Source organism: Bisgaardia hudsonensis (assembly GCF_004345785.1).
Lineage (GTDB): Bacteria > Pseudomonadota > Gammaproteobacteria > Enterobacterales > Pasteurellaceae > Bisgaardia > Bisgaardia hudsonensis.
Genome location: NZ_SLXI01000002.1, coordinates 189868 through 211823 on the forward strand (window position 1 = coordinate 189868; position 21956 = coordinate 211823).

Here is a 21956-nt window from a genome sequence, read left to right on the forward strand (position 1 = left end):
AGAAATGAAAGATACTGCAACAGAAAAAGCAGAAGAAATGAAAGATACTGCAACAGAAAAAGCAGAAGAAATGAAAGATACTGCAACAGAAAAAGCAGAAGAAATGAAAGATACTGCAACAGAAAAAGCAGAAGAAATGAAAGATACTGCAACAGAAAAAGCAGAAGAAATGAAAGATACTGCAACAGAAAAAGTAGCAGAAATGAAAGATGCCGCGATGAATAAAGCGGCGGATATGAAAGAGACTGCAACAGAAATGAAAGATTCTGCTATGAATAAAGCAGAAGAAATGAAAGATGCTGCTATGGATAAGATGACTGATACGTCTGGACAAAAATAAGATATTTTTATAAATATTATTATATTTGTTATTTCTGAAATAAAAGGAAGAACATTGTTTCTTCCTTTTATTTGTTGTAGTTTTCTTGAAATTCTATTAAAATAGCAAAAATCAGGGGCTGATTTTGGATTCGACGGGATTAGCAAAGCCCAAGGTGCACGTCGAGGTGCGGTAGGCCTCGTAAATAAACCGCAAAAAAATAGTCGCAAACGACGAACAATACGCTTTAGCAGCTTAATAACCTGCATTTAGCCTTCTCTCCCCAGCTTCCGCTCGTAAGACGGGGATCAAGAGGAGTCAAACCAAAACGAGATCGTGTGGAAGCCCCCGTTTGAGGATCGAAGCATTAAATTAAATCAAACTAGTTTATTTATCGCGTGTCTGTCCGCAGTGAATAAGCGAAATTAAAGACTAGACTAAACGTGTAGTGCTGAAGGTAGAGTGATTTCGGACGGGGGTTCAACTCCCCCCAGCTCCACCAAATCAAAGTTTTTTAAAGTTCAAAAGAGTTCACAAAGGCTAGAATTTACAAGGTTCTAGCCTTTTTTCTTATCTTTTTAAGTTCCTTAAAGTTCGCTTAAATCCTTGCTTTTTAGTAATACTGGAAGTAACATCAAGCCATAGTAACACTAATTTAGTGTTACTAAAAAACGCTAGAGCCTTTATATATAAGACTTAAGCGTTATATAATAGTGTTCTAAAAAAGGATTATTTTATGTCTCGTATTACTAAACCTTTGACTAATACAGAAATTGATAAGGCGAAACCAAAAGATAAAGAATAAAGCCTAATAGGTAGTAAGTTATGGTTATTTAATTATTAGCAGCTTATTGCCAAAAAAGAAATAATATCAGTTTAGGGAATTACCTAACTGTATCATTACAACAAGCTAGAGTTAGGGAAGAATATAGCATTGTTGGCGAAAGATGTTGATCCAGGTTTATACGAAGAACAAAAAGGACAACAAGAAAAGCGAGCCATTAATAACACGTTTAAAACAATCGCTATGGAATGGTTAGAATATCGCAAAGGGCGAGCTAACTTTTCATAGGATTACGTTTAAAGATGTAACAAGTTTAATATAGATAGAGTATTAATCCCACTTTTGAGAACTTGCCAATCAAAGATATTACCGCCTCAATGGTGTTAAAAGCGTTTAAATATATACAAGAAGCTGGAAACCAAGAAAAATTAAAACGTTCTATTTAGAAACTTAATGAAATTATGAATTATGCTGTAAGGTGAGATATTATTCCTTACAATCCTACTGAGACTCTATCAAAAGAGTTTGATAGCCCAAAAGTAGAACATTTCAAGACGATTAAACCTGAAGATTTACCAGAGTTCCTTACTGCTTTACATCAAACTCAAATTTACCTACAAACTCATTATTTAATCCTATGGCAATTAATTACTATTACTAGACTACAAGAAAGTGCTACCGCTAAATATAGTGGTATAAACGGAAAAGAAAGAATATGGACTATTTATATTAAAAAAGGAATTCAAGAGAATGAACGAGGCAGAGAGTATAAGATAACCTTATCTACTCAAGCTACATCATTATTGAGAGAAATAAAAAAATTAAGTGGAGATAAAGAGTATCTATTTCCTAGCGTTAGAAACCCGATGACTTATACAAACCCACAGATTGCTAATTCAGTCATAAAGAGAATGGGATATAAGGGGAAGTTCGTCGTTCATGGATTAAGAAGTATTGCCAGCACTTACTTAAATGATCAATGATTTATATGTAAAATGATGTTACTTTTAGTGGATTTCGGTGATTTTCATCAATATTTTTATTACTTTGTAAATGAACTATTTAATATGGGCTAATTGATCAACTAAACATTCTTTTTTATATTCTAATTATTCTGAAAAACTACAAAACTAAACACAGAATTAAGAAAATTAAAAAAGAAATGATAATTGACCTATGACATTACCATTTAGATTATTGTAATCTGTAATTGTTTACCGAGAGTATGAAACACTCTACCTATTGTATCAATTTTGGTGTTATGAGTAGGTGTTAATATACGTTGTATTTCTGGCGGTCTAATATTTGTTAATCTAGCTAATTGAACTTTGGATATTGATTGTTCAATCATGGTGTTATGTAGTAAAATTTTAAGATAAACACTTTCAGGTAAAGAAACGGCTGTTTCATTTTCTAGTAAAGCTCTATTTTGTGGAAATTTTCTATCTTCACTAAAATAGATTTCTACACAAGATAACAATACATCTTCCGCCATTTCTATTGCCTCTTCAAAAGTATTACCTTGAGTGATAGCTTCTGGAATATCTGGAAATGTTACAACATAACCACCTTCAAGTGCATTAGTAAATATCGCTGGATAGTACATGATTTTATTCCTTTTATTTTATAAGTGTATGGTAAAAAAACTAACTTATTGTTATCTATAAAATTAATTGTTCAGGCTTACAGTTATAAACGCTAGCTAAACGTTCACAAGTTTTTTGTTGTGGTTCAGATCCTTTTTTCTCAGCTTGAGAAATAGAGGATTGTGTTAATCCTATTCTATCTGCTACCTCATATTGAGATAGACCACGATACACACGCCAAGCAGCTAATAGGCTAATATCTTGATCAAGCATAATATTAACAACTTCATTAGGTATTGTTTCATTATCTGTTTGATCTGCTTGGTATGGTATATCTTGGAATAGTAAATCATCATCAATAGCGGTTAGTCTTTTAAATTCTTCTATTGGTAATACTACAAATTGTGGTTTACCATTTGTATTATTCATGTATTGTGGTTTCATTTAATTCCTTACTAAAAATAAATATTTTTTAATGATTACATAATAAGATAATTAATTTATATTATTAATATTTAACTAGTCAAAGTCTAATTATTTTCTGTTTTTTCTTATTGTTTATTTGCTTAATTATTAAAAGGTTCTCCTAAGAGACACCTTTACTCCATGGGGTCGAGGTCGCAGTTTTTAACAATTTTTTGAATGTCTAGGCGTTATCATCTTTGACACCTAAAAATTGTATTAGCAATAAAATGAAGTTCAACGTGCGGTATTTAGGCATTTTAAGCTGAGCTTTTTATATACCCCAGCCCCTTAGCTTTTTTTCTTGCCTTGTAGCCAAAGCAAGATAATATTTATTTAATCTATTGATGATAGGTTTAATAAGCTTTGTTCATAATTTTGTAATATATCGGCAATTAATTCATTTTTAGATAAGTGATGGATTTCATAAGGTAGTTCTACATTACTATTACAAATTTGTAATTTGTAATATTTTGATGTTTCTTCTGAATTATTATCTGTAGTTTCTTCACATTCTATGGTTCTTAGAATATAGTTAAATTGCTCATTATTGGGAAGTTTTATTGTGAAAACTAAGCTCGGATCTTCAGTTACAAAATTATTTTCTAAGTGGACATCAAGTTCGTGTATTCCGATTAATTCTTGTCTGACTTCACGCATTGCAATAAGTGCGGTAGTTTTTAAGTAACTTATTGAATCTTGTTGATCATGAGAAGTTAATAAATTAGTAAGACTTTCACGCCAATCATCTGTTAACCAGCGTTGGGAATCATAAGCACGGTTATAATATTCGTAATCGAAACGTAGTCCTTTTAATAAGCTAAATGTCATTATTATCATAGAAATAGCAAAAGGAAGTGAGAAGATCAGCATAGTGGCTTGTAATGCCTCAATTCCACCTATTTGAAATAGCGTAAAACTTGATATAGCGAGAATAATTCCCCACATTATAATTTGCCATCTTGGTGAAACGACACTTTTATCTTTTGATGAGATGTTATTTAAAATATACACACCAAAATCAATGGTTGTGATAAAAAATAATAAAATAATGATAAAGGTAATGTAATAAGATAGTTTAGAAAAAGGTAAATAGCTCAGAAAAGTAAAAAGTAATTTTCCAGATTGATCAATAAATTCATTTAGTTTTCCATCAGCAATATTTTCATTTATCCAGATTGCTCCATTACCAAATATGGTAAACCATAAAATAAAAAAGATGCTTGGCACAATTAATACACCAAAAATAAATTCGCGAATCGTTCGTCCACGAGAAATACGAGCAATAAAGATACCAAAAGAGGGTGCCCAAGAAAACCACCAGGCCCAATAGAGTATTGTCCATTCAGTAAACCAAGATTGATATTCAGGCTGGTAAATATAGGTTTTGAAGCCTACCTGTATAAGACTACTAAAATAATATCCAATATTTTCTGTAAATGCGGAAAGTAAATAAGAAGTAGGGCCGACAAAAAGGACAAATAACATTAAACATATTGATAAAATTAGGTTGATATGGCTGACGAATTGTAATCCTGATGAAAGCTTTCTAAGGGAGATTAAAATGGCGATAAATCCGACCGCACCTAATATAAATTGAATAGTAATATTATGTTCTGCAAAAGCAGATGTAAGCCGAACAGCACTATAACAAAGGGTTGTTGTAATGCCAAATAATGTCGTGCAGATGCCTAATATATCAATAATATCGCCTAGATTTCCCTCAATACGTTGCTTAAAAAGGGGATAAAAACACGAACGTAAAGATAAAGGTAATTTATATCGAAAACCAAAATAAGCAATGGCTAGGGCAATAATGCCGTATATAGCCCAAGCATTAATACTCCAGTGAAAAATACTTTGAAATAATGCTTGTTTTTCAATATATTGATTAGTTATTGGTGATAATACATGGGAAAGTGGTTCAGATACCCCCAAAAATATAATACCTATTCCCATCCCTGCGGTAAATAATAAAGAAAACCAAGCTGTTAAGTTAAATTCGGGTTCTTCGTTATCATCACCAAGTTTTATATCGCCATAGCGACTTACAGATAAAAATACGAGAAAAAATACAAAAAAAGTACTCGTTAATATATAAAACCAACTAAAATTTTTAAAGATGCTTTGTTTTATAACGTTAAGATATTTGATTGATAATGCTGGTTCAAACAATAAAAAAACAATAATAGAAATACAAATAAGCAGGCTACTAATAACAACTTTATGATTAAAGGTACTTTGAATTTTGAGCATAAATTTTTTTATATAGAGAAACGCACTCTATGATATCAATCAAGGAGTGCGTTTTAAATTATTTAATTAATGAATTAGTGATTATTCTGCTAATTCAGTTTTTTCATGAGACATTAGTTCTTGACCGACATCATCTAATAAACTCAAGTAACGTTCATATTGTTTTAGTATATCAGCAATAATCTCTGTACGCGACATATATTGTACATCATAACCTGTACGACCATCAAAGAAATATGTGATTGGTTGATAAGTTGTTGAATGTTGAATATGTGGTAAATGATCATCATTAATTAGTTGATCTGATACATCATGACCAACAGATTTAATACCATACATAAAATCACGCATTGATTCTTTCTTAATAATGATTTCTATATGAGCTTCTTCTTCGGCAATAGATTGTACTACTTCAACATTTAAATTATGTACAGCAATCAATTCTTGACGTAATTCTCGCATTGCAGGTAATGCTGTGTATTTTAAGAACTTAAGAATATCTTTTTCTTGAGTTTGATTTAGCATTTGACCTAAACGATCTTTCCATTTATCACCTGTCCAGAATATACTTGTTGGAGTAACTTTAGCACCAAAATATTTTTGGTCAGCAGTAACACCTTTCCATAAACTAACACACATAATAATCATTAATACAGCAAAAGGGAGGGCTGCAATTAATGTCATCGCTTGTAAGGTGCCTAATCCACCAGCGCCTAGTAACACAATAGAAACAACCGCCATTAAAACACCCCACATTGCGCTTTGCCATTTTGGCGAAGAGACGCTTTTATCACGAGAGGCGATATTGTTTAATACGTATATTCCCGAGTCAGCAGAAGTAATAAAGAATAATGAAATAATTACCAGTGCAAGTATCCCAGAAATAAGAGGCATTGGTAAATAATTTAAAAATTCAAATAATAATTTTTCTGGTGATGAGGTTAATGCACGCAATGTACCTTGTGCAATAGTATCATCTAACCAAATCGCTGTATTACCAAACACTGTAAACCATAAAATACAGAATAAAGTCGGAATAGCTAATACACCAAAGATAAATTCACGAATTGTTCTACCTCGAGAAATTCGAGCGATGAATAATCCAACAAATGGCGCCCAAGAACACCACCAAGCCCAATAAAGAACAGTCCAACCTGTAAACCAACTGGTATGCTCGCTTTCATAAACATAAGTTTTGAAACTTAGATTGATAATATTACTAAAATAAGTGCCTAAATTATCACTAAAAGAAGAAAGAAGATATAATGTTGGTCCTGCAACTAAAACAAATATCAGTAATAACATAGCTAAGCTAAGATTTATTTCACTTAATATTTTGACTCCTTTACCAACACCTGAAATAGCTGATATGACAGCTAGTGTCATTACTACACAGATAATGATAATTTGAATACCATAACCACTTTCTTCCAAGAATCCTAAACTAACTAGACCTGCGCCTAATTGTGATGCACCAAATCCAAGGGTTGTAATAATACCGAATAATGTGGCAATTAAGGCCAAAATATCAATAAAATCGCCTAGTTTACCGTTAATACGATCCTTTAATAATGGGTAGAAACAAGAACGTAATGCTAATGGTAATTTATAACGGAATCCGAAATACGCTAGAGCTAATGCAATAACGGCATATACTGCCCAGGCATGAATACCCCAGTGGAAAAATGTATGTAGTAAGGCTGCTTGTTGTCTTTGTTCTGCAACTCCAGACGTGATAGTAGAGTTATAATGACTTAGCGGTTCAGCAACACCAAAGAACATTAATCCAACCCCCATACCTGCTGCAAATAACATAGCAAGCCAAGAGAGGAAATTAAATTCGGGTTCTTCTTCATTTGCCCCTAATTTTATACTACCTAGACTACTAACAGAAAGAATCAGTAAGAAGAATAAAAAGATGGAGAAACTTAAGATGTAAAACCAACTAAAATTTTTGAAAATACTTGCTTTAGCCCAATTAATAACATCTGTTGTTCCATCTGGAAATATTAGCGTAGATAGAACAAGAAATATTACCATTAATAATGTAATCGTAATTACTGAGGGATTAAATGAAGATTTATTATGAATAAATTTCGAGAAAATCACAATAATGATACTCCTTATAAATTTTGAGTTATTGATAAATAATTTAAAGTCGTTTCTTTTATTTGAGATAAAAGATAAGAATAGAAATTAGCGAAAGATTTCGTAAAATAATAGGTAAAATTGCACGTTATTTTATTGCAAGAAAATATAAAATTTAACTTAAACAATTATAGACACTTACTTTAACTTACGGAATGGATACGAAATTATAGCAAAAAATAGGCTAATAATCAAAATACCATTAATATATTAGGGGATATTTAAAGAAAAAAGAAGATTGATTGTGTGAATATTTAAGGTAATTACTTAATGAAAAGTAATTACCTTAGTTTATTTTATTCACTAATCAACGCAACAAAACGACAATTTGTTGGCACAGTTTGATTTTTACTGTTAAGAATTTGAATAATATTATTTTCATCAACACTGTATAAAGGAACAAATTGCTTATTATCCTCTTTATATTGTTCATAAGTATAATTTTCAGTTATGTTAGTTACTTTTACTCTTGCTTTTTTCGATACCATACTGGCTAATTTGGCATAAGTAACATCATCATTGAATAACCAATTTGATTTATAATTATCTTGCTTATCACTACGTGCATTTTGGTTATTATCATCACTAAAACGTAGACGGAAAATATTTCCCTCTTTAAATTCATGTTTATAGTGAAGCTCACATAATGTATTCATTTCTTTATCTGTACTCATCGCAAATAAATAACCTATGCCAATTAAATCTAAATTATTATCAGCGTGAGTAGATATTGGGCTACCATAGTAGGTGCGTAATCCCATCATTCTTGCTTTTGATATATCACCATAATGACTTGCAGCAACCAATACTTCAATACCAAGCTCTTTTAAAGACTGTGCTATCAATAAAGCTACTGGATTTGCTCCTACGATAAGAACACCCGAGTCGGCAACTTTTCTTACACCAAGAATTCTTGCTACTGTTTTAGCGCCTAGTCCCTGAATGAGAACAGTTCCCATAATAATAGTAAAGACTAAAGGTACAAGAAGTTCCACGCCTTGAATACCTGAATCTTGTAATTTAATTGCAAACAAAGATGAAATTGCCGCTGCAACAATTCCGCGAGGACCAATCCAGCTGATCATTAGTTTTTCATTTAATGTCAATCCAGAACCAATAGATGAAGCCCAGATAGCTAATGGGCGAGCAATAAACATAGCAATTAATAATAAAATAACACCAGGTATTCCAACGCCATATAGATCATTTAAATTCATTCTTGCCGCAAGAATAATAAATAAAGTCGAAATCAGTAAAACAGTAAGTGATTCTTTAAACTCTAAAATGTGTTCTTTAGGAAAATCTTTCCAGTTTGCCAGTGCAACACCTAGAATTGTTACTGTTAATAAGCCAGATTCGTGTGCAAAATGGTTAGAGATTGAAAATAAAAATAAGACATAAGATAAAACAAAAACATTACGTAAATATTCAGGAATTAAGTGTTTTTTTATTAACTTTGCTAATACCCAGGCACCAACCATACCTAAGATCATTGCAATGGAAAATATTTTTAGGAATGTAGTTATCTCATTACTTGCACCGCCAGAAATGATATATTCATAAACTAATACTACTGCAATAGCACCGATAGGATCAATAATAATACCTTCCCATTTTAGAATATTAGAGATAGTGTTTGTTGGTCTAACACTTCTTAATAAAGGCACAATAACTGTTGGTCCTGTAACACAAACGAGTGAACCAAACAAAAGTGCTATTCGCCAATCTAAATCGAATAATACATAACTAGCGAGAGATAACACGGTTACTGTAATTAACATTCCCACGGAAACAAGTAATTGAACCATTCTACTATTATGTTTAATCTCTTCAAATTCTAGTGTTAATGCGCCTTCAAAAAGTATTACGGCAACACCTAAGGAAATAAAGGGAAAGAGGAGATCACCTAATACTTCGTCAGGATGGAATAATCCTAACACAGGCCCAACTAATACACCGATTAATAATAGAAATAATATAGAAGGCTGCTTTAAATACCAAGCAAGCCATTGTGCAAGAATACCCAAACCGACTATCCCTGATAGTAGTAGTGCTATATCCATAAAATCTTTCCTTTAAGATTAACAAAAATGACGACGCATTGTATAAAATGGTTGAATAATAGTAAAGCTAACAAATTTTCTTATTGAGAAATAAAATTGATTTGAGTTTTATAAAAAAGCAGTGTAGCTTAGAGATAAATTTATAAAAGGGTTGTTATGTATAGGATTATTTTTTTTATTAGTCTTTTCCTTTATTTCTATTGTGAAATTTCATTAATTATAATGATAGGCTCTACCATCGGTGCTTTTGGTGTTATCGTTTCAATGATAATAATATCTATTGTAGGAATATGGTTAATTAGACTACAAGGTGCTATGACTGCTTTTAATATTCAAAAGCAGATACAAGTAGGAACATTCACAGTAAAAGAACTGACAGCTCCAATTATTATGTTAATAGCGGGTATTCTATTTTTAATTCCTGGATTTTTAAGTGATATTTTGGCAGTGTTATTAATTGTTCCATTCACAAGAAAGATACTACAAAATCTTGTTTTAGATTTATTATTCAGTAAATTTATTTCTGCCAATTATCGTCAGCAATCAAATCGATCAGATGATACTATCCTTGATGTAGAATTTGAACGTAGTGATGATAAACAAGATAAATAAAACTCATCGGATAACTTGAGCTAACAACTGTTAGCTATTTTAAATTGGCAATTATGCTGATACAATTACGGTATTGAAATTCAAGAATATATAATATTTGTAATATGATAGGGAATAAGATTAATGAGTACCAATATATCAATTAAAAAAAATAGTTATAGTTATGAAGATCTACTAGCCTCTGGGCGAGGGGAATTGTTTGGTTCTGAAGGACCACAGTTACCCGCTCCTACAATGCTAATGATGGATCGTATAGTTGAAATGAATGAAGATGGTGGTAATTTTGGTAAAGGTTATATTGAAGCCGAACTAGATATTCACGCTGATTTACCTTTTTTTGCTTGTCACTTTATTGGTGATCCTGTTATGCCTGGTTGTTTAGGTCTTGATGCAATGTGGCAGTTGGTTGGATTTTATCTTGGTTGGATTGGTGGTAAAGGAAAAGGGCGAGCATTAGGGGTTGGCGAAGTAAAATTTACAGGGCAAATATTACCAACTTCAAAGAAAGTTACTTATAAAATTAATATGAAACGTGTAATTAATCGAAAATTAGTAATGGGTTTAGCTGATGGAGAAGTTGAAGTTGATGGACGCGTCATTTATACGGCAACAGATTTAAAAGTTGGACTCTTTCAAGATACTTCTACATTTTAATTTTTAAATATTAATTGATTATTTTCCCTTGATTTGACTCAAGTTGTATATCCCTATGCACTTGGGTCTTTTTTTATTATTATATAAACCAGTTGTTAATTAAGGAGAATATGAATAATGAAAGTAGAGGCCAATTATATATATAATTTATGCTATCTTATTTTATTAGGGCTAGGGTTTCCTATTTTACGTTATATGAGCCTACATTTTGATGTAAATAATAACAATATGGTTCGTTTTTTATCAGGTGGAACTTTGCTACTAGCTTATGGAATGTGGCGATTTTATTCGCAATATTTTATCGTTTTTAAACAAAAAACGTTATTAACAAAAGTTATTTCTCTTGGTATTTTAATGACTATTAATATGTACTTATTTATACAAGGAATAGCTTATACAAGTGCAACTACCGCAAGTATTTTTGCAATTCTTGCTATGCCTATTTCGATTGGAATAGCCGCTTTTTTTTATATTGATGAACGACAAAGAGTAAAGCAAAAAAACTTCTATATTGGTAGTGTTATCGCTATTTTAGCTTCAATATTTTTTGTTGTACAAAAAGGTGGAGCTAATATCAATATTGATAACAATTTTTTATTAGGTGCAATATTTCTTTTTATTGCAATTTCCATTCAAGGTATTCAAAGTTTAGTTATTAAGTCGATGAATAATCAAATTAATGCAATTGTAATTAGTTCTTTTACGGCTTTAATTGCAGGATTAATTAATTTATTCATTAGTGTAGCTAATGGAAAAATACAACAGCTTACATTGACTTCTCAGGATCTTTTACTTTTTGCTCTTATTCTTGCTGGGATATATGGTATTGCGACTGGAATGCTAATGTCTTTTCAAGTTATTCAAAAACAAGGGATTGTGGTTTTTAATATATTGCAACTTATTGTTCCATTTTTTGCTAGTATTTTTGCCTATATTTTTCTTAATGAAACATTAACAATATGGCAAATATTAAGTGGGATTATCGTTATTATGAGTTGTATGTATGCTTTGGGAATTAGAAAAATTAATTTGAAATAATATAAAAGCAATCACTACCGTTTGAATTTTGATATTAAAATGATAGGAAATACCTGATTTGCTTTATTAAAAGTATAAAGTGTAATTATTTTTAAACTTTGAAATAAATGTTATATTTTAGAAAATAAATAAAATTATTTACTAACAAATAGGATATAAATTATGAAATATTGGCTTAAAGTATTAACCCTAACCATAGGATTTTTTTTAATAAGTATTTTATATGCCTTTTTAGAAAATAAATTAACTTTAGATAAAATTATAGATGGATTAATGTTTTTTCCAGTAGTTTTGTTATCGGCAGGTTATTATTTTTATCATAAAGATCGATGAGTATTAAAAATAACCGCACTTTGAATTGCTCTTCAATAATTTGATACTCAATATTAATTAAGGTTCAGATTTTTTATGAATGAAGATCTTTTTAGATAAAAATTGATAATTATTGGTTGTTTTATATCATCTGATAGTTATAAGGATTATAATAACCCTAAACATATTACAGAATAATATTCCTATTGCTTCATAATAATTTTTTAATATAATGAAATATGAAATATGAAATATGAAATATGAAATATGAAATATGAAATATGAAATATGAAATATGAAATATGAAATATGAAAAATAAAATAAGAGAGGATAGAATGAAAAAAGCATTACTTAGTTTAGGTTTAGCTATTTTTGGGGGAGTAATGTCATCACAAGTAGTTGCTCATGAATCACATAATCATAAACATGATATAAAATCTTTAGTTATAGAAGTTGTTCAGCTAGATCCTGTTAATGGAAATAAAGATGTGGGTCGTATTTATGTAACAGAATCAAAGTATGGTTTGGTATTTACTCCTGAGTTACATGATTTGACAGTTGGTTTACATGGTTTCCATATCCATCAAAATCCAAGCTGTGAACCTAAAGAAAAAGAAGGTAAGTTAGTGGCAGGATTAGGCGCTGGCGGTCATTGGGATCCTAAAAATACCAAACAACACGGCTATCCATGGTCTGATGATGCTCATTTAGGTGATTTACCAGCGCTTTATGTTGATAATGAAGGAAATTCAACTAATCCAGTATTGGCACCTCGTTTGAAATCATTAAATGAAATTAAAGGACATTCAATTATGATTCATGCTGGTGGTGATAATCATTCAGATCATCCTGCACCTTTAGGAGGTGGTGGTCCTAGAATGGCATGTGGTGTTATTAAATAATAGATAGTTAAATTTATTAAGCTTTAAACCGCACTTCTATAGGTAATAATTTTAAAGTGCGGTTTAATTTCTTGTTTTTTTATTTACTGTGCCATTTTTCTTGCCATTTTCAAAAATCCTTGTGCGGTTGTGTAAACATCAGATTTACCTTGTGCTTTTAAGATCATATCAGACACTTCTCTTACCGCACCTTTACCACCCTGTAATTGTAAAATATGATCTGCACAACTTTTTATATAAGGCATTGCATCAGCAACAGCAAAAGCTAATTCACAAATAGCAAAAGCGGGCAAATCAACTGAATCATCGCCAATATAGGCTGTTTCTTCAGCTGATACATTGGCTTGCTTCATCAATTCAAAACAAGCTCTTTCTTTTTCTAATTTACCTAAGAAAAATAATTTAATTCCTAAATCTTGAATACGTTTACGCAAAATAGGGGAGTCACGCCCAGAAAGAACTGCAACTTGAATACCATTTTCAACAAGCATTCTAATACCTAGACCATCACGAACATTAAAGGTTTTCACCACTTCGCCATTAGAGTCATAATGTAATGAACCATCAGTAAGAACACCATCAACGTCTGTAATAACAAGTTTGATTTTTTTTAATTTTTCATTTAGAGACATAATATTAACTCGAAAATTCAATAAGTCCGACGACTTGGTTATGATTATCAACTGCAACTAATGAGTGAATTTTTTTCTCTTTCATTAGGTCTTCCGCTTCGGATAGATAGCAATCTTGATGGATTGTTTTTGGATTGCTAGTCATTAATTCTTTTGCTACTTTGTTTAGTGTTTCGTTACCATTAGTTGTTAAAGCTCGGCGAATATCGCCATCGGTGATGATTCCTTTTAGTTCGTTTCCCTCCATTATAATTGCTACACCCATACGTCCTTCATTCATGATGCTTAAGCAATCAGTAAAACAGGTATTTAGTGTTGCAATAGGTAAACGGGTTTGCATTTGATCTTTCACTCGACAAAGTAAACGACGACCAAGACTTCCACCAGGATGAAACTTTGCAAAATCGGCTGGTTGGAAATTACGGGCAGTGATCAGTGAAACGGCAAGAGCATCACCTAAGGCTAATGTAATAAGGGCTGAAGTTGTTGGTGCTAAATTATTCGGGCAGACTTCTCGTTCAACAGTAATATCTAAGATATAATCAGCGTGTTTTGCCAAAGTAGAACGTTTATTTCCTGTTAAGGCAATAATCTTGTTACCAAAATTTTTTAAACTTGGAATGAGTTTATTAATATCATCGGTTTCACCACTATAAGAGATCAGCATGACAATATCTATTGGTTTTAACATACCAAGATCGCCATGAAATGCTTCGGTAGGGTGTAGAAAAAAACTTGGAGTACCTGTAGAGGCAAAGGTTGCAACCATTTTTTTTCCTATTAAACCCGATTTTCCAATTCCACCAATAACTAAACGACCTTCACATTTTAAAATAAGATCAATCACTTCATTAAAATTTGAGTCTAAATTTTGGCTTAGCTTTTCTAAGGCTTGTTTTTCGGCATCTAGCGTATTTTGAGCAATATGTAAATAATTCATTTTATTTTAGGTCTCATTATATCAATATTATTGGTAAATAATGATTGGGCAATTTTTTAGAAATAAATTTATTCTTGAATATATAAATTATTAATAATATAAAACATTATTAAGTTTTTTATGGTTTTATTTTCCATCTTAATAAGTGTGATACTGTGGTTTATTGTACTCTTGTATTATAGAAAAACCAATGTAAATTAGAATAAGAAAGCAGCTTATAAATATTCAGAAAAAATAATTTAATATTTCTATGTAATAGAGAAAAGTGTGATATCAATATTTAATCAGAATAGTAATCAAATGTTAATGGTTGAGAATATTTATCGAGAGTATATTTGAACATTTAGGTTTTAAATAAAGTGTATCGTAAAATTAAGGCAGTCATATAAACTGCCTTAGTTAGATTAAAAATCAAGTTAAATCAAAGATTAGAATTTGTATTCTAATTTTCCGCCAAACTGAGTTTGTTTTAATTTGGCGTTTGATACTGCGTGACGATGATCTAAACTTAATCCAATGGAGAACTGTTTGGTTATAGCAAAGTCAGCATTTACTTGCATTAAGAATGCGTTTCCTTGTTTAGCTGATTTAAATGTTTTACCTTGATCTGCTTTAACTAAAATATCATGGATATTGTTACTATTATCTTCATAGAAAGCACCAATACCAAATCTAGCAGCCTCATTTTTCCATGTGAAGTTAGCACCTAAGCGATGACTTATTAATTTATTTTTACCAAAATCAATATCCCAATTATTACCTAAATGCTCATTTGTACTAGTAGTTAGATGTTGATATGTTAGTCTATATATCGGCGTAACAATAAAGTTAGCTAATTGGAACTCATATCCTACTTCACCTAATAGTTGTAACTGTTTACCATTGATACGAGCGATGTCATCGTTATCAGCTACACTTAATTTACCTTTGTGATTATGATATCCCAATCCTAAATTTAAGATGACATTATCCCATTGGTTACGAGCAGCTAATAAGAAAGAGGTTGATTTATAGCGTGCTTTACTCCAACCATCCGCTGCATTTGGTGTTACATCTTGTTGGCTTAATCCAATACCAGCATGTAATTCAGTATTATTTGATAAAGGAATATATCCTCCAAATAATGTACTATTTTGGCTAGATTTATAATCATAACCATATTGCTTAAATCCTAAGTTAGACTGGTAATTACTGTTGCTATGTTTTTGATCAACATAGAATCCAGCAGTTTTACGAGACCATAAATTATTCATAAATTGTTGCTGTAAGCTATTACCTTGATTTAGCATTGCTATATTGGCAACAAGATAAGATGGTATTTTAGGATTAATTACTGCACGATGATTATCTTGATCTACAAGACGGTTTTGTAAGCGATAATCAAAGAAAGGAATCTTAGTTGTATCGCCAAATTTATTTTGTGCTAATGAAGAAGATTCTTTATTAAATGGCACTAAAATATATTGGAATAGACTATTCTCACGATTATAGCGATCTAATTGCTTACCTAAAGTAAAGGTTTCATTTGTTGACTTACCTAATACTTGGATAAGTGATATACCTTCATCAGGGTCATTTTTACCATTATTATTAGTATCAGAATTACCGACAATATTGGTTGCAAATTGGACATCAACAGGAATTGATGTTGCGGTTGAAACCACGTCACCTCTGATTAATACTTGGTCATGTTCCCAGGTATTCATATTATCAGGAGTATTATTCACACGAAGTACTATTTTGGTTCCTTCATTTGTTACTTTATTAAAGGTTAATGTTTGCTCAGAAAAAGCGTTATCTAAGCTATCTGCACTTCTAAATGCTGTTGCTGATCTTGATGATATACCGTTAATAGGTTGAGTAAATCCTGGCTGAATAATGGTATTTTCTTTTAATGTTGTATCTCCTGAGATACTACCATTACCCGCTAAAATGGTACCTGATTCCATCGTTAGTGGACTAGAAACAACGTTTCCTTGTAATTCTAATTTACCCTCATGAACATGTGTTTTTCCTGTATGAGATAAATTTCCTTTCAAGGTTAATAATCCAGCACCATATTTTTCAATATTACCATTCCCTTTAGTATTAACAGCTATATTTGATATTTTATTGTTTGTGATATTAGCATATAAACTACTGTTATCAGCTAAGGATAATGACTCAATCGTTGCCTCTACACCACTTAAAACTTTAAGTTTACTTTGATTTACCAAAAGAATGTTTTCTGCTTTATGTTCGGTATATTCATCATAAGTAATTGATCCTGTTTTTACATCAATTTGGTTAATAAAAGAATTTCCAGTAATGGTTAAATTAGCGCTACTTTCGGATGGTTGATAGACTAAATTTATTTTACTTGTTTCCGAACCAATATTTTTAATTGAATTATTTGTACCATTGATAGAATAAGTCAGAGTTGTTTCTCTAGCATTTTCATTGGTAATGCTACCAAGTAATGCTTCTAGATTTAATCCATTAGTACTTTCAGATGAAATATCAATATTTCTACCATTTAAGTCAATAGAACCCCCATTTAATTTCACATTAGCTAAATCTATTTGACCTTCTTCTGGAATACGCAATGTACCTAATTCATTTATGGTTACATGGCTAAATGCTTGTTTATTACCTTGTTCATCTGGTTTTTGAGCAAGTGTAACTGTACCTTCTTCTATCACTAGTTTTGCATGATTAACACCGGTACCGACTTGGATTATTTCCCCATCACCAATTTTATAATAGGTAATATCCTTATCTGGTGTAGTTAAATCTATATTTTTATTATCTGAGTTATTTCTTGTATCACGATAGATAATATTATCACGCCACAATAATTCTTGGAGATTTAAGCGGACATATTGAATATTTTCTCCTTGTTGTTCTTCATAAAGTAAACCTATATCACCATTTGGTAATTCAGTTAAAGAGTTGTAGGAGTACCTACCTGTAGTGATGTTAGTTGAGTATTTCCAATTGATGCTATCATCTTCTTGAACCTCTCCTAGATATATTGTACCATTTTGTCTAGCATTACTATGATGAGGATTTGAGAATAGGATATATTCTTTACCGTTTATACGTTTTGAATACTTAATAACGGACATTTGAGAATAAGGATCTAATAATACTGGGTCACTAAATGCCTCTGCTTTTTTCCAAGAAAGTCCTCCATCATAACTTGTTGAAATCAATACATTACCTGTATGATTTCTTGAAAACATTTTAATTTTTCCACTATCTAGCTCTATTATTTGTGATTCTGTCATTTCTGTTTGAGTTAAATAAGCTTCTTTTGAGCCACCAATTTGATCTAAATATGCATCAAGTGGTGATTCGCCTCTAATCCAAGTTTCACCGCCATCTTTGCTAATGATAAGAGCTGGTGACTGTTTATTATGTTTATTTGTATAATAAACCGGTAATACTAAATTTCCATTTTTTAATTGGATTCCCGTTCCTGGTCCTGTTCCTAAGAAACGCATCCAATCAGCTTTAACTTGAGGTGTGATATCTTTTGGAGTAGACCACGTAACTCCCTCATCATCACTATGCAGTAACCATAAATAACTAGTTACATAAGCTTTAAATGGGGCACTATCATTTCCCTGAACTTGAGAATTTAAGAATATATTTCCATGACGAGTGTTTGAACTAACTTGGTAAAGATCTCCTAAATCATTAAAGTGATTTTCGGGATTCCCTTCTGTAATTACTCTAAAATCAGTTGGTTGGCCTGTAATATCGTATATAATACCATCTTCTCTAACAGTATATTTGTTATTTTGATTATCGGTTACTTGTCTGTAGTATTTATCACCTACTTTTAGGTAGCCATGTCCATCAGCTGCACTTGTTGTTGCACTAAAAAATCCTTGAGATTCAGGGAACATGTCTAATAACATAAATATACGGCCATTACGTTTATCTTGTGTTACAACAGCATCAATAAGAAATGCTGATTGAGTTCCAGTATTATAAGATTGAGATTTTAAATCAAGTACAACCTGATCATCTTGCCATGTTAAACCACCATCTAGACTTCTACGGATAACCGTATCGATATTTCCCCAGTCAGCGCTATGTTGGAGTCTTTTATCAATTGTTGCAATTACTGTTCCTTTTTTTGTTGTAAATAAAGATGGAATACGATAGCTTTTTGAACCATGTTGATTTGGCTTGAATATTTCATATTTTTCACTACGAAAGGCACTGAATTGTTTTCTTTTAGCTTCTATTTGTCTTTCTTCTTCTAATTTTTTTTGAAGAGCTTCTTGACGCTTTACTTGCACACCATAATACTTTTCAAGTATTTGTTCCTGTGTGAGAACAGTGGGAGTTCCGTCAGATTGTAATATTAATCCAGTTAATGGATTTGTTGGGTAGTTATTTGCGCGATGTAATTTACCTAAATAGGCAGATGATAATCCGTCAATATCCTTAAAAAACTTAGAATTATTAATTGTTTTATTTAGTATTCCGTCAACATAGATTTTTATTTCATTATGATCTTTATCAAAAGTATAAGTAACAGTTCTGTATCCATCTTCTGTTTTTTCCAGTGGTTCTGTTATTAAATTATTAGTATTAATTAATGCATTACCATTTTTTATTTCAATACCAAATCTTTCTTTTCCATTTTCTATTTTAGTATAAAACCAAACATACTTATCCGTTGTCGTTGGATTTGTAACTCCTAATAATGTAGATATTCCAGAAGTTGAATTATTTTTAAATGTAAATGTTAATGAACCACTTTCTAAATTAAAAGCATTGTTATTACTAAATTGATTAGTAACATCAACTGGTCCTTGGTTATTTGTTGATGAAAAATTAAAAATAGGATTTGAAATTGCGAATGATGAAACCGTAGATGCGATAATTGTTGCTAGAACTGTTCTTCTAATATATTTATGATTTTTCATTTCGTTACTCCATTGAGATAAAAATAAATAAGCAGGCAAATAACAGTCTATATAAAATAGATTATTAGTTATAAAATATATTCACTCCATTATGAAGTATAGTATTAGAGTAATTATTCGTGATGGATGTCACAAATTTTGATGAATATATTTTTTATTGTGTGAGATAGTTAACATATTTTAACTACTAATTTGTCTAAATTTAGGTAAGTTTATTGTAATGGAATTTTATTTATGATCAAGGGACTTTTGAAGCGATTTTTCTTTATTTGGAGTTAACGGTTAAAGATTATTTTTTAATTAATAGACAACAATTATAATATTTTTGTTTATTAATTAAGAGATTATTTTAATTCAAATGATTTTTATATAATGATATATCTTGACTTTCCCACCCTACGTAAGTGGCGGAAAATTGATTAGATAGTATTTCAAATATTTCTACTGATTGGAATATTTCGGGTGTATTTAAGGCAATCTCTTGATCTAATTGTACTATATAGGCAGTTTCATTCTCATCTTCATCTATTGGGACTGGCATTGGTGAATGTTGCAACTTCACAAATGAAATTCGTTTTTCCACTATTTTTTCTAAAAATAACCGCATATTTTCTGTATCAGAAAAATAAAATGTGTGTTCAATATAAAATATATTTTCTAAAGAACGATTATTTTGTTGAAGCATTGCTAGAATTTCTTCCGTTGCATTAATTTTCATTTCTAAAGGTGAAGGAATAAGAAAATCAAAGTAAATATCCCAATTAGGATCTTTTTGAACTGAATAGCTTTCTATCTCTGGAAATTGTTTTAATATTTCCAATAATGGTTTTTCATTTTTACAATAAAAATAAATAGCCGTTTTTTTACTCGAAATACTGTATCCAACATAGCAAGTTTTTTTTACAGTTGAGAGTAATGTTGATATTTTGAATATCTCTTTTAAGATATTTTGATAATTTTCATCCTCAACAATCGTGGCTTGTTTTGTGGAGAAAGATAAGTTAATCTGCAGAATTTTTCTGCATTCATCTTGGATTAATGCAAATTGATCAAAAATGCCTAAATTTACCGAAAAAATAGCAACTTCATCATTTATTTTTGAGCGATAATTTTGCCAGTTTTGTTCAATTTCCATTATATTATCCTTATTATTTAAATGTTGCCCAAATTGGTGCATGATCAGATGGTTTTTCCATCGCTCGAATATCAAGAGCTATTCCCGTATCAATACAACGAGTCATTAACTCTTGATTAACGATAATATGATCAATTCTTAAGCCTCTGTTGTCATCAAATCCTTTTGAGCGATAATCAAACCACGAGAATTTATCATTCACTGTTGGATGTTGATTCCGGAAAGTATCAACTAAACCTATATTATATAAACTTTGTATCCATTCTCTTTCTTCTGGTAAGAATGAACATTTTCCTGTTCTTAACCAACGTTTTCGACTTTCTTCTCCAATTCCAATATCAAGATCGGTTGGGCTGATATTCATATCTCCCATAATAATGAGAGGGGAATTTGAATTAAGATCTTGTTCTACATATTGTTGTAGATCTGCATAAAATTTTTGTTTTGCAGGGAATTTTGTTTCGTGTTTGCGACTTTCTCCTTGTGGAAAATAGCCGTTAATAATAGTAACTAAACCAAATTCAGTTTCCATATCTGCCATAATAATGCGTTTTTGTGCATTTTCATCATCAGTTGGAAAGCCTTTTCTTACGGCTTTAGGTTTTTCTTTCGTGAGTAAGGCTACACCATAATGCCCTTTTTGCCCATGATGAAAAATATGGTAGCCAAAATGTTCCACTAATGGATAAGGGAAATCTTCATCAGAAACTTTTATTTCCTGTAAACCTAATATATCTGGTTGATATTGTTCAATGATCGCTTCAAGCTGATGTGGTCTTGCTCTTAATCCATTGATATTAAAAGACATTACTTTCATATTTATTGATATTTCCTAAATGTTAAATTTATTTATTTTTATTATACCTTATAATGATGTGAAGTTTTAGGAATTATGTAGTGCGGTTGTTTTTTTGTTGTTTTTTAACCAATTTTCAAAAAGATTTTCTTCATACTTAGGCATTTGTAAATAAAATCCATTTTCAATTATATTGTTTAATACTTCTTCTTTATTGGCATTGACTAATTGTTTTTCGCCTTTTAGGTTAAATAACATAACAAAGATTGGTTTGCCAAAAGCTTGCTGTAATGTTTCTGGTACAGGATCAAAGGCATTGCGTTTCGCAAGATAAAGGTACATACCCGCTTTTTTATTACTTTTATAAATAGCACATATCATCGTTTTATTC

The 21956-nt window shown here is 30.9% G+C and carries 18 protein-coding genes, 1 other RNA gene and 1 pseudogene; 9 read left to right on the forward strand and 11 right to left on the reverse strand.

The window, feature by feature from the left end; all coding sequences use genetic code 11:
- The 4 genes and pseudogenes from EV697_RS09955 to EV697_RS09910 form a co-directional block, all read left to right on the forward strand.
- A pseudogene (locus EV697_RS09955) lies at positions 1-340 on the forward strand (histone); the annotation flags it as partial.
- A gap of 114 nt (positions 341-454) precedes the next feature.
- Positions 455-821, forward strand: a transfer-messenger RNA (tmRNA) gene (gene ssrA, locus EV697_RS03510).
- Positions 822-1253: 432 nt separating this feature from the next.
- Positions 1254-1391 carry a hypothetical protein gene (locus tag EV697_RS09905; protein ID WP_207904089.1) on the forward strand — a complete coding sequence of 46 codons (138 nt, stop codon included), beginning with the start codon at positions 1254-1256 and terminating at the stop codon, positions 1389-1391.
- Between the two features lie 320 nt (positions 1392-1711).
- Positions 1712-2086 (forward strand): tyrosine-type recombinase/integrase, encoded by a 375-nt coding sequence (locus EV697_RS09910; protein ID WP_236824088.1) that lies wholly within the window; start codon positions 1712-1714, stop codon positions 2084-2086.
- 206 nt (positions 2087-2292) lie between these two features.
- Here EV697_RS09910 and EV697_RS03520 read toward each other — a convergent pair whose 3' ends face one another.
- The 5 genes from EV697_RS03520 to EV697_RS03540 form a co-directional block, all read right to left on the reverse strand.
- Entirely contained in the window at positions 2293-2709 is a 417-nt protein-coding gene (locus EV697_RS03520) for a type II toxin-antitoxin system HicB family antitoxin (RefSeq protein ID WP_132022709.1), read from the reverse strand.
- 55 nt (positions 2710-2764) lie between these two features.
- Complete coding sequence (locus tag EV697_RS03525; protein WP_132022711.1) at positions 2765-3133, reverse strand: helix-turn-helix domain-containing protein; 369 nt, start codon at positions 3131-3133, stop codon at positions 2765-2767.
- Positions 3134-3487: 354 nt separating this feature from the next.
- On the reverse strand, positions 3488-5407 hold the full coding sequence (locus EV697_RS03530) for a BCCT family transporter (protein ID WP_132022713.1): 1920 nt from the start codon (positions 5405-5407) through the stop codon (positions 3488-3490).
- Positions 5408-5488: 81 nt separating this feature from the next.
- Positions 5489-7516 (reverse strand): BCCT family transporter, encoded by a 2028-nt coding sequence (locus EV697_RS03535; protein WP_132022715.1) that lies wholly within the window; start codon positions 7514-7516, stop codon positions 5489-5491.
- Between the two features lie 335 nt (positions 7517-7851).
- A complete protein-coding gene (locus EV697_RS03540; protein ID WP_132022717.1) occupies positions 7852-9618 on the reverse strand; it encodes a cation:proton antiporter in 1767 nt (588 codons plus the stop codon).
- Between the two features lie 156 nt (positions 9619-9774).
- On the opposite strand from EV697_RS03540, the gene EV697_RS03545 reads away from it, so the two are divergent.
- The 5 genes from EV697_RS03545 to sodC all read left to right on the forward strand — a co-directional run bounded on the left by EV697_RS03545 (position 9775) and on the right by sodC (position 13137).
- Positions 9775-10230, forward strand: a complete 456-nt coding sequence (locus EV697_RS03545) for an FxsA family protein (protein ID WP_132022719.1) — start codon at positions 9775-9777, stop codon at positions 10228-10230.
- Positions 10231-10353: 123 nt separating this feature from the next.
- On the forward strand, positions 10354-10884 hold the full coding sequence (fabA, locus tag EV697_RS03550; protein WP_132022721.1) for a bifunctional 3-hydroxydecanoyl-ACP dehydratase/trans-2-decenoyl-ACP isomerase: 531 nt from the start codon (positions 10354-10356) through the stop codon (positions 10882-10884).
- 117 nt (positions 10885-11001) lie between these two features.
- Positions 11002-11922 carry a DMT family transporter gene (locus EV697_RS03555; protein ID WP_132022723.1) on the forward strand — a complete coding sequence of 307 codons (921 nt, stop codon included), beginning with the start codon at positions 11002-11004 and terminating at the stop codon, positions 11920-11922.
- A 162-nt stretch (positions 11923-12084) separates the two neighbouring features.
- The gene (locus EV697_RS09815) at positions 12085-12255 is read left to right on the forward strand and encodes a hypothetical protein (protein ID WP_165906463.1); all 171 of its coding nucleotides are present in this window, start codon (positions 12085-12087) and stop codon (positions 12253-12255) included.
- Between the two features lie 315 nt (positions 12256-12570).
- On the forward strand, positions 12571-13137 hold the full coding sequence (sodC, locus tag EV697_RS03560; RefSeq protein WP_132022725.1) for a superoxide dismutase family protein: 567 nt from the start codon (positions 12571-12573) through the stop codon (positions 13135-13137).
- Between the two features lie 83 nt (positions 13138-13220).
- Here the strand turns inward: sodC and EV697_RS03565 are convergent, their stop codons facing one another.
- The 6 genes from EV697_RS03565 to EV697_RS03590 form a co-directional block, all read right to left on the reverse strand.
- Complete coding sequence (locus tag EV697_RS03565; RefSeq protein WP_132022726.1) at positions 13221-13769, reverse strand: KdsC family phosphatase; 549 nt, start codon at positions 13767-13769, stop codon at positions 13221-13223.
- Positions 13770-13773: 4 nt separating this feature from the next.
- Positions 13774-14709, reverse strand: coding sequence for a KpsF/GutQ family sugar isomerase (locus tag EV697_RS03570; protein WP_132022728.1), 936 nt, complete (start codon positions 14707-14709; stop codon positions 13774-13776).
- 428 nt (positions 14710-15137) lie between these two features.
- Positions 15138-19634, reverse strand: a complete 4497-nt coding sequence (locus EV697_RS03575) for an exo-alpha-sialidase (RefSeq protein ID WP_132022730.1) — start codon at positions 19632-19634, stop codon at positions 15138-15140.
- Between the two features lie 349 nt (positions 19635-19983).
- The gene (locus EV697_RS03580; protein WP_165906464.1) at positions 19984-20769 is read right to left on the reverse strand and encodes a TIGR01619 family protein; all 786 of its coding nucleotides are present in this window, start codon (positions 20767-20769) and stop codon (positions 19984-19986) included.
- A gap of 13 nt (positions 20770-20782) precedes the next feature.
- A complete protein-coding gene (gene xthA, locus EV697_RS03585; protein ID WP_132022734.1) occupies positions 20783-21586 on the reverse strand; it encodes an exodeoxyribonuclease III in 804 nt (267 codons plus the stop codon).
- A gap of 66 nt (positions 21587-21652) precedes the next feature.
- Positions 21653-21946 carry a YcgL domain-containing protein gene (locus EV697_RS03590; protein ID WP_132022737.1) on the reverse strand — a complete coding sequence of 98 codons (294 nt, stop codon included), beginning with the start codon at positions 21944-21946 and terminating at the stop codon, positions 21653-21655.
- Between the last annotated feature and the right edge of the window lie 10 nt (positions 21947-21956).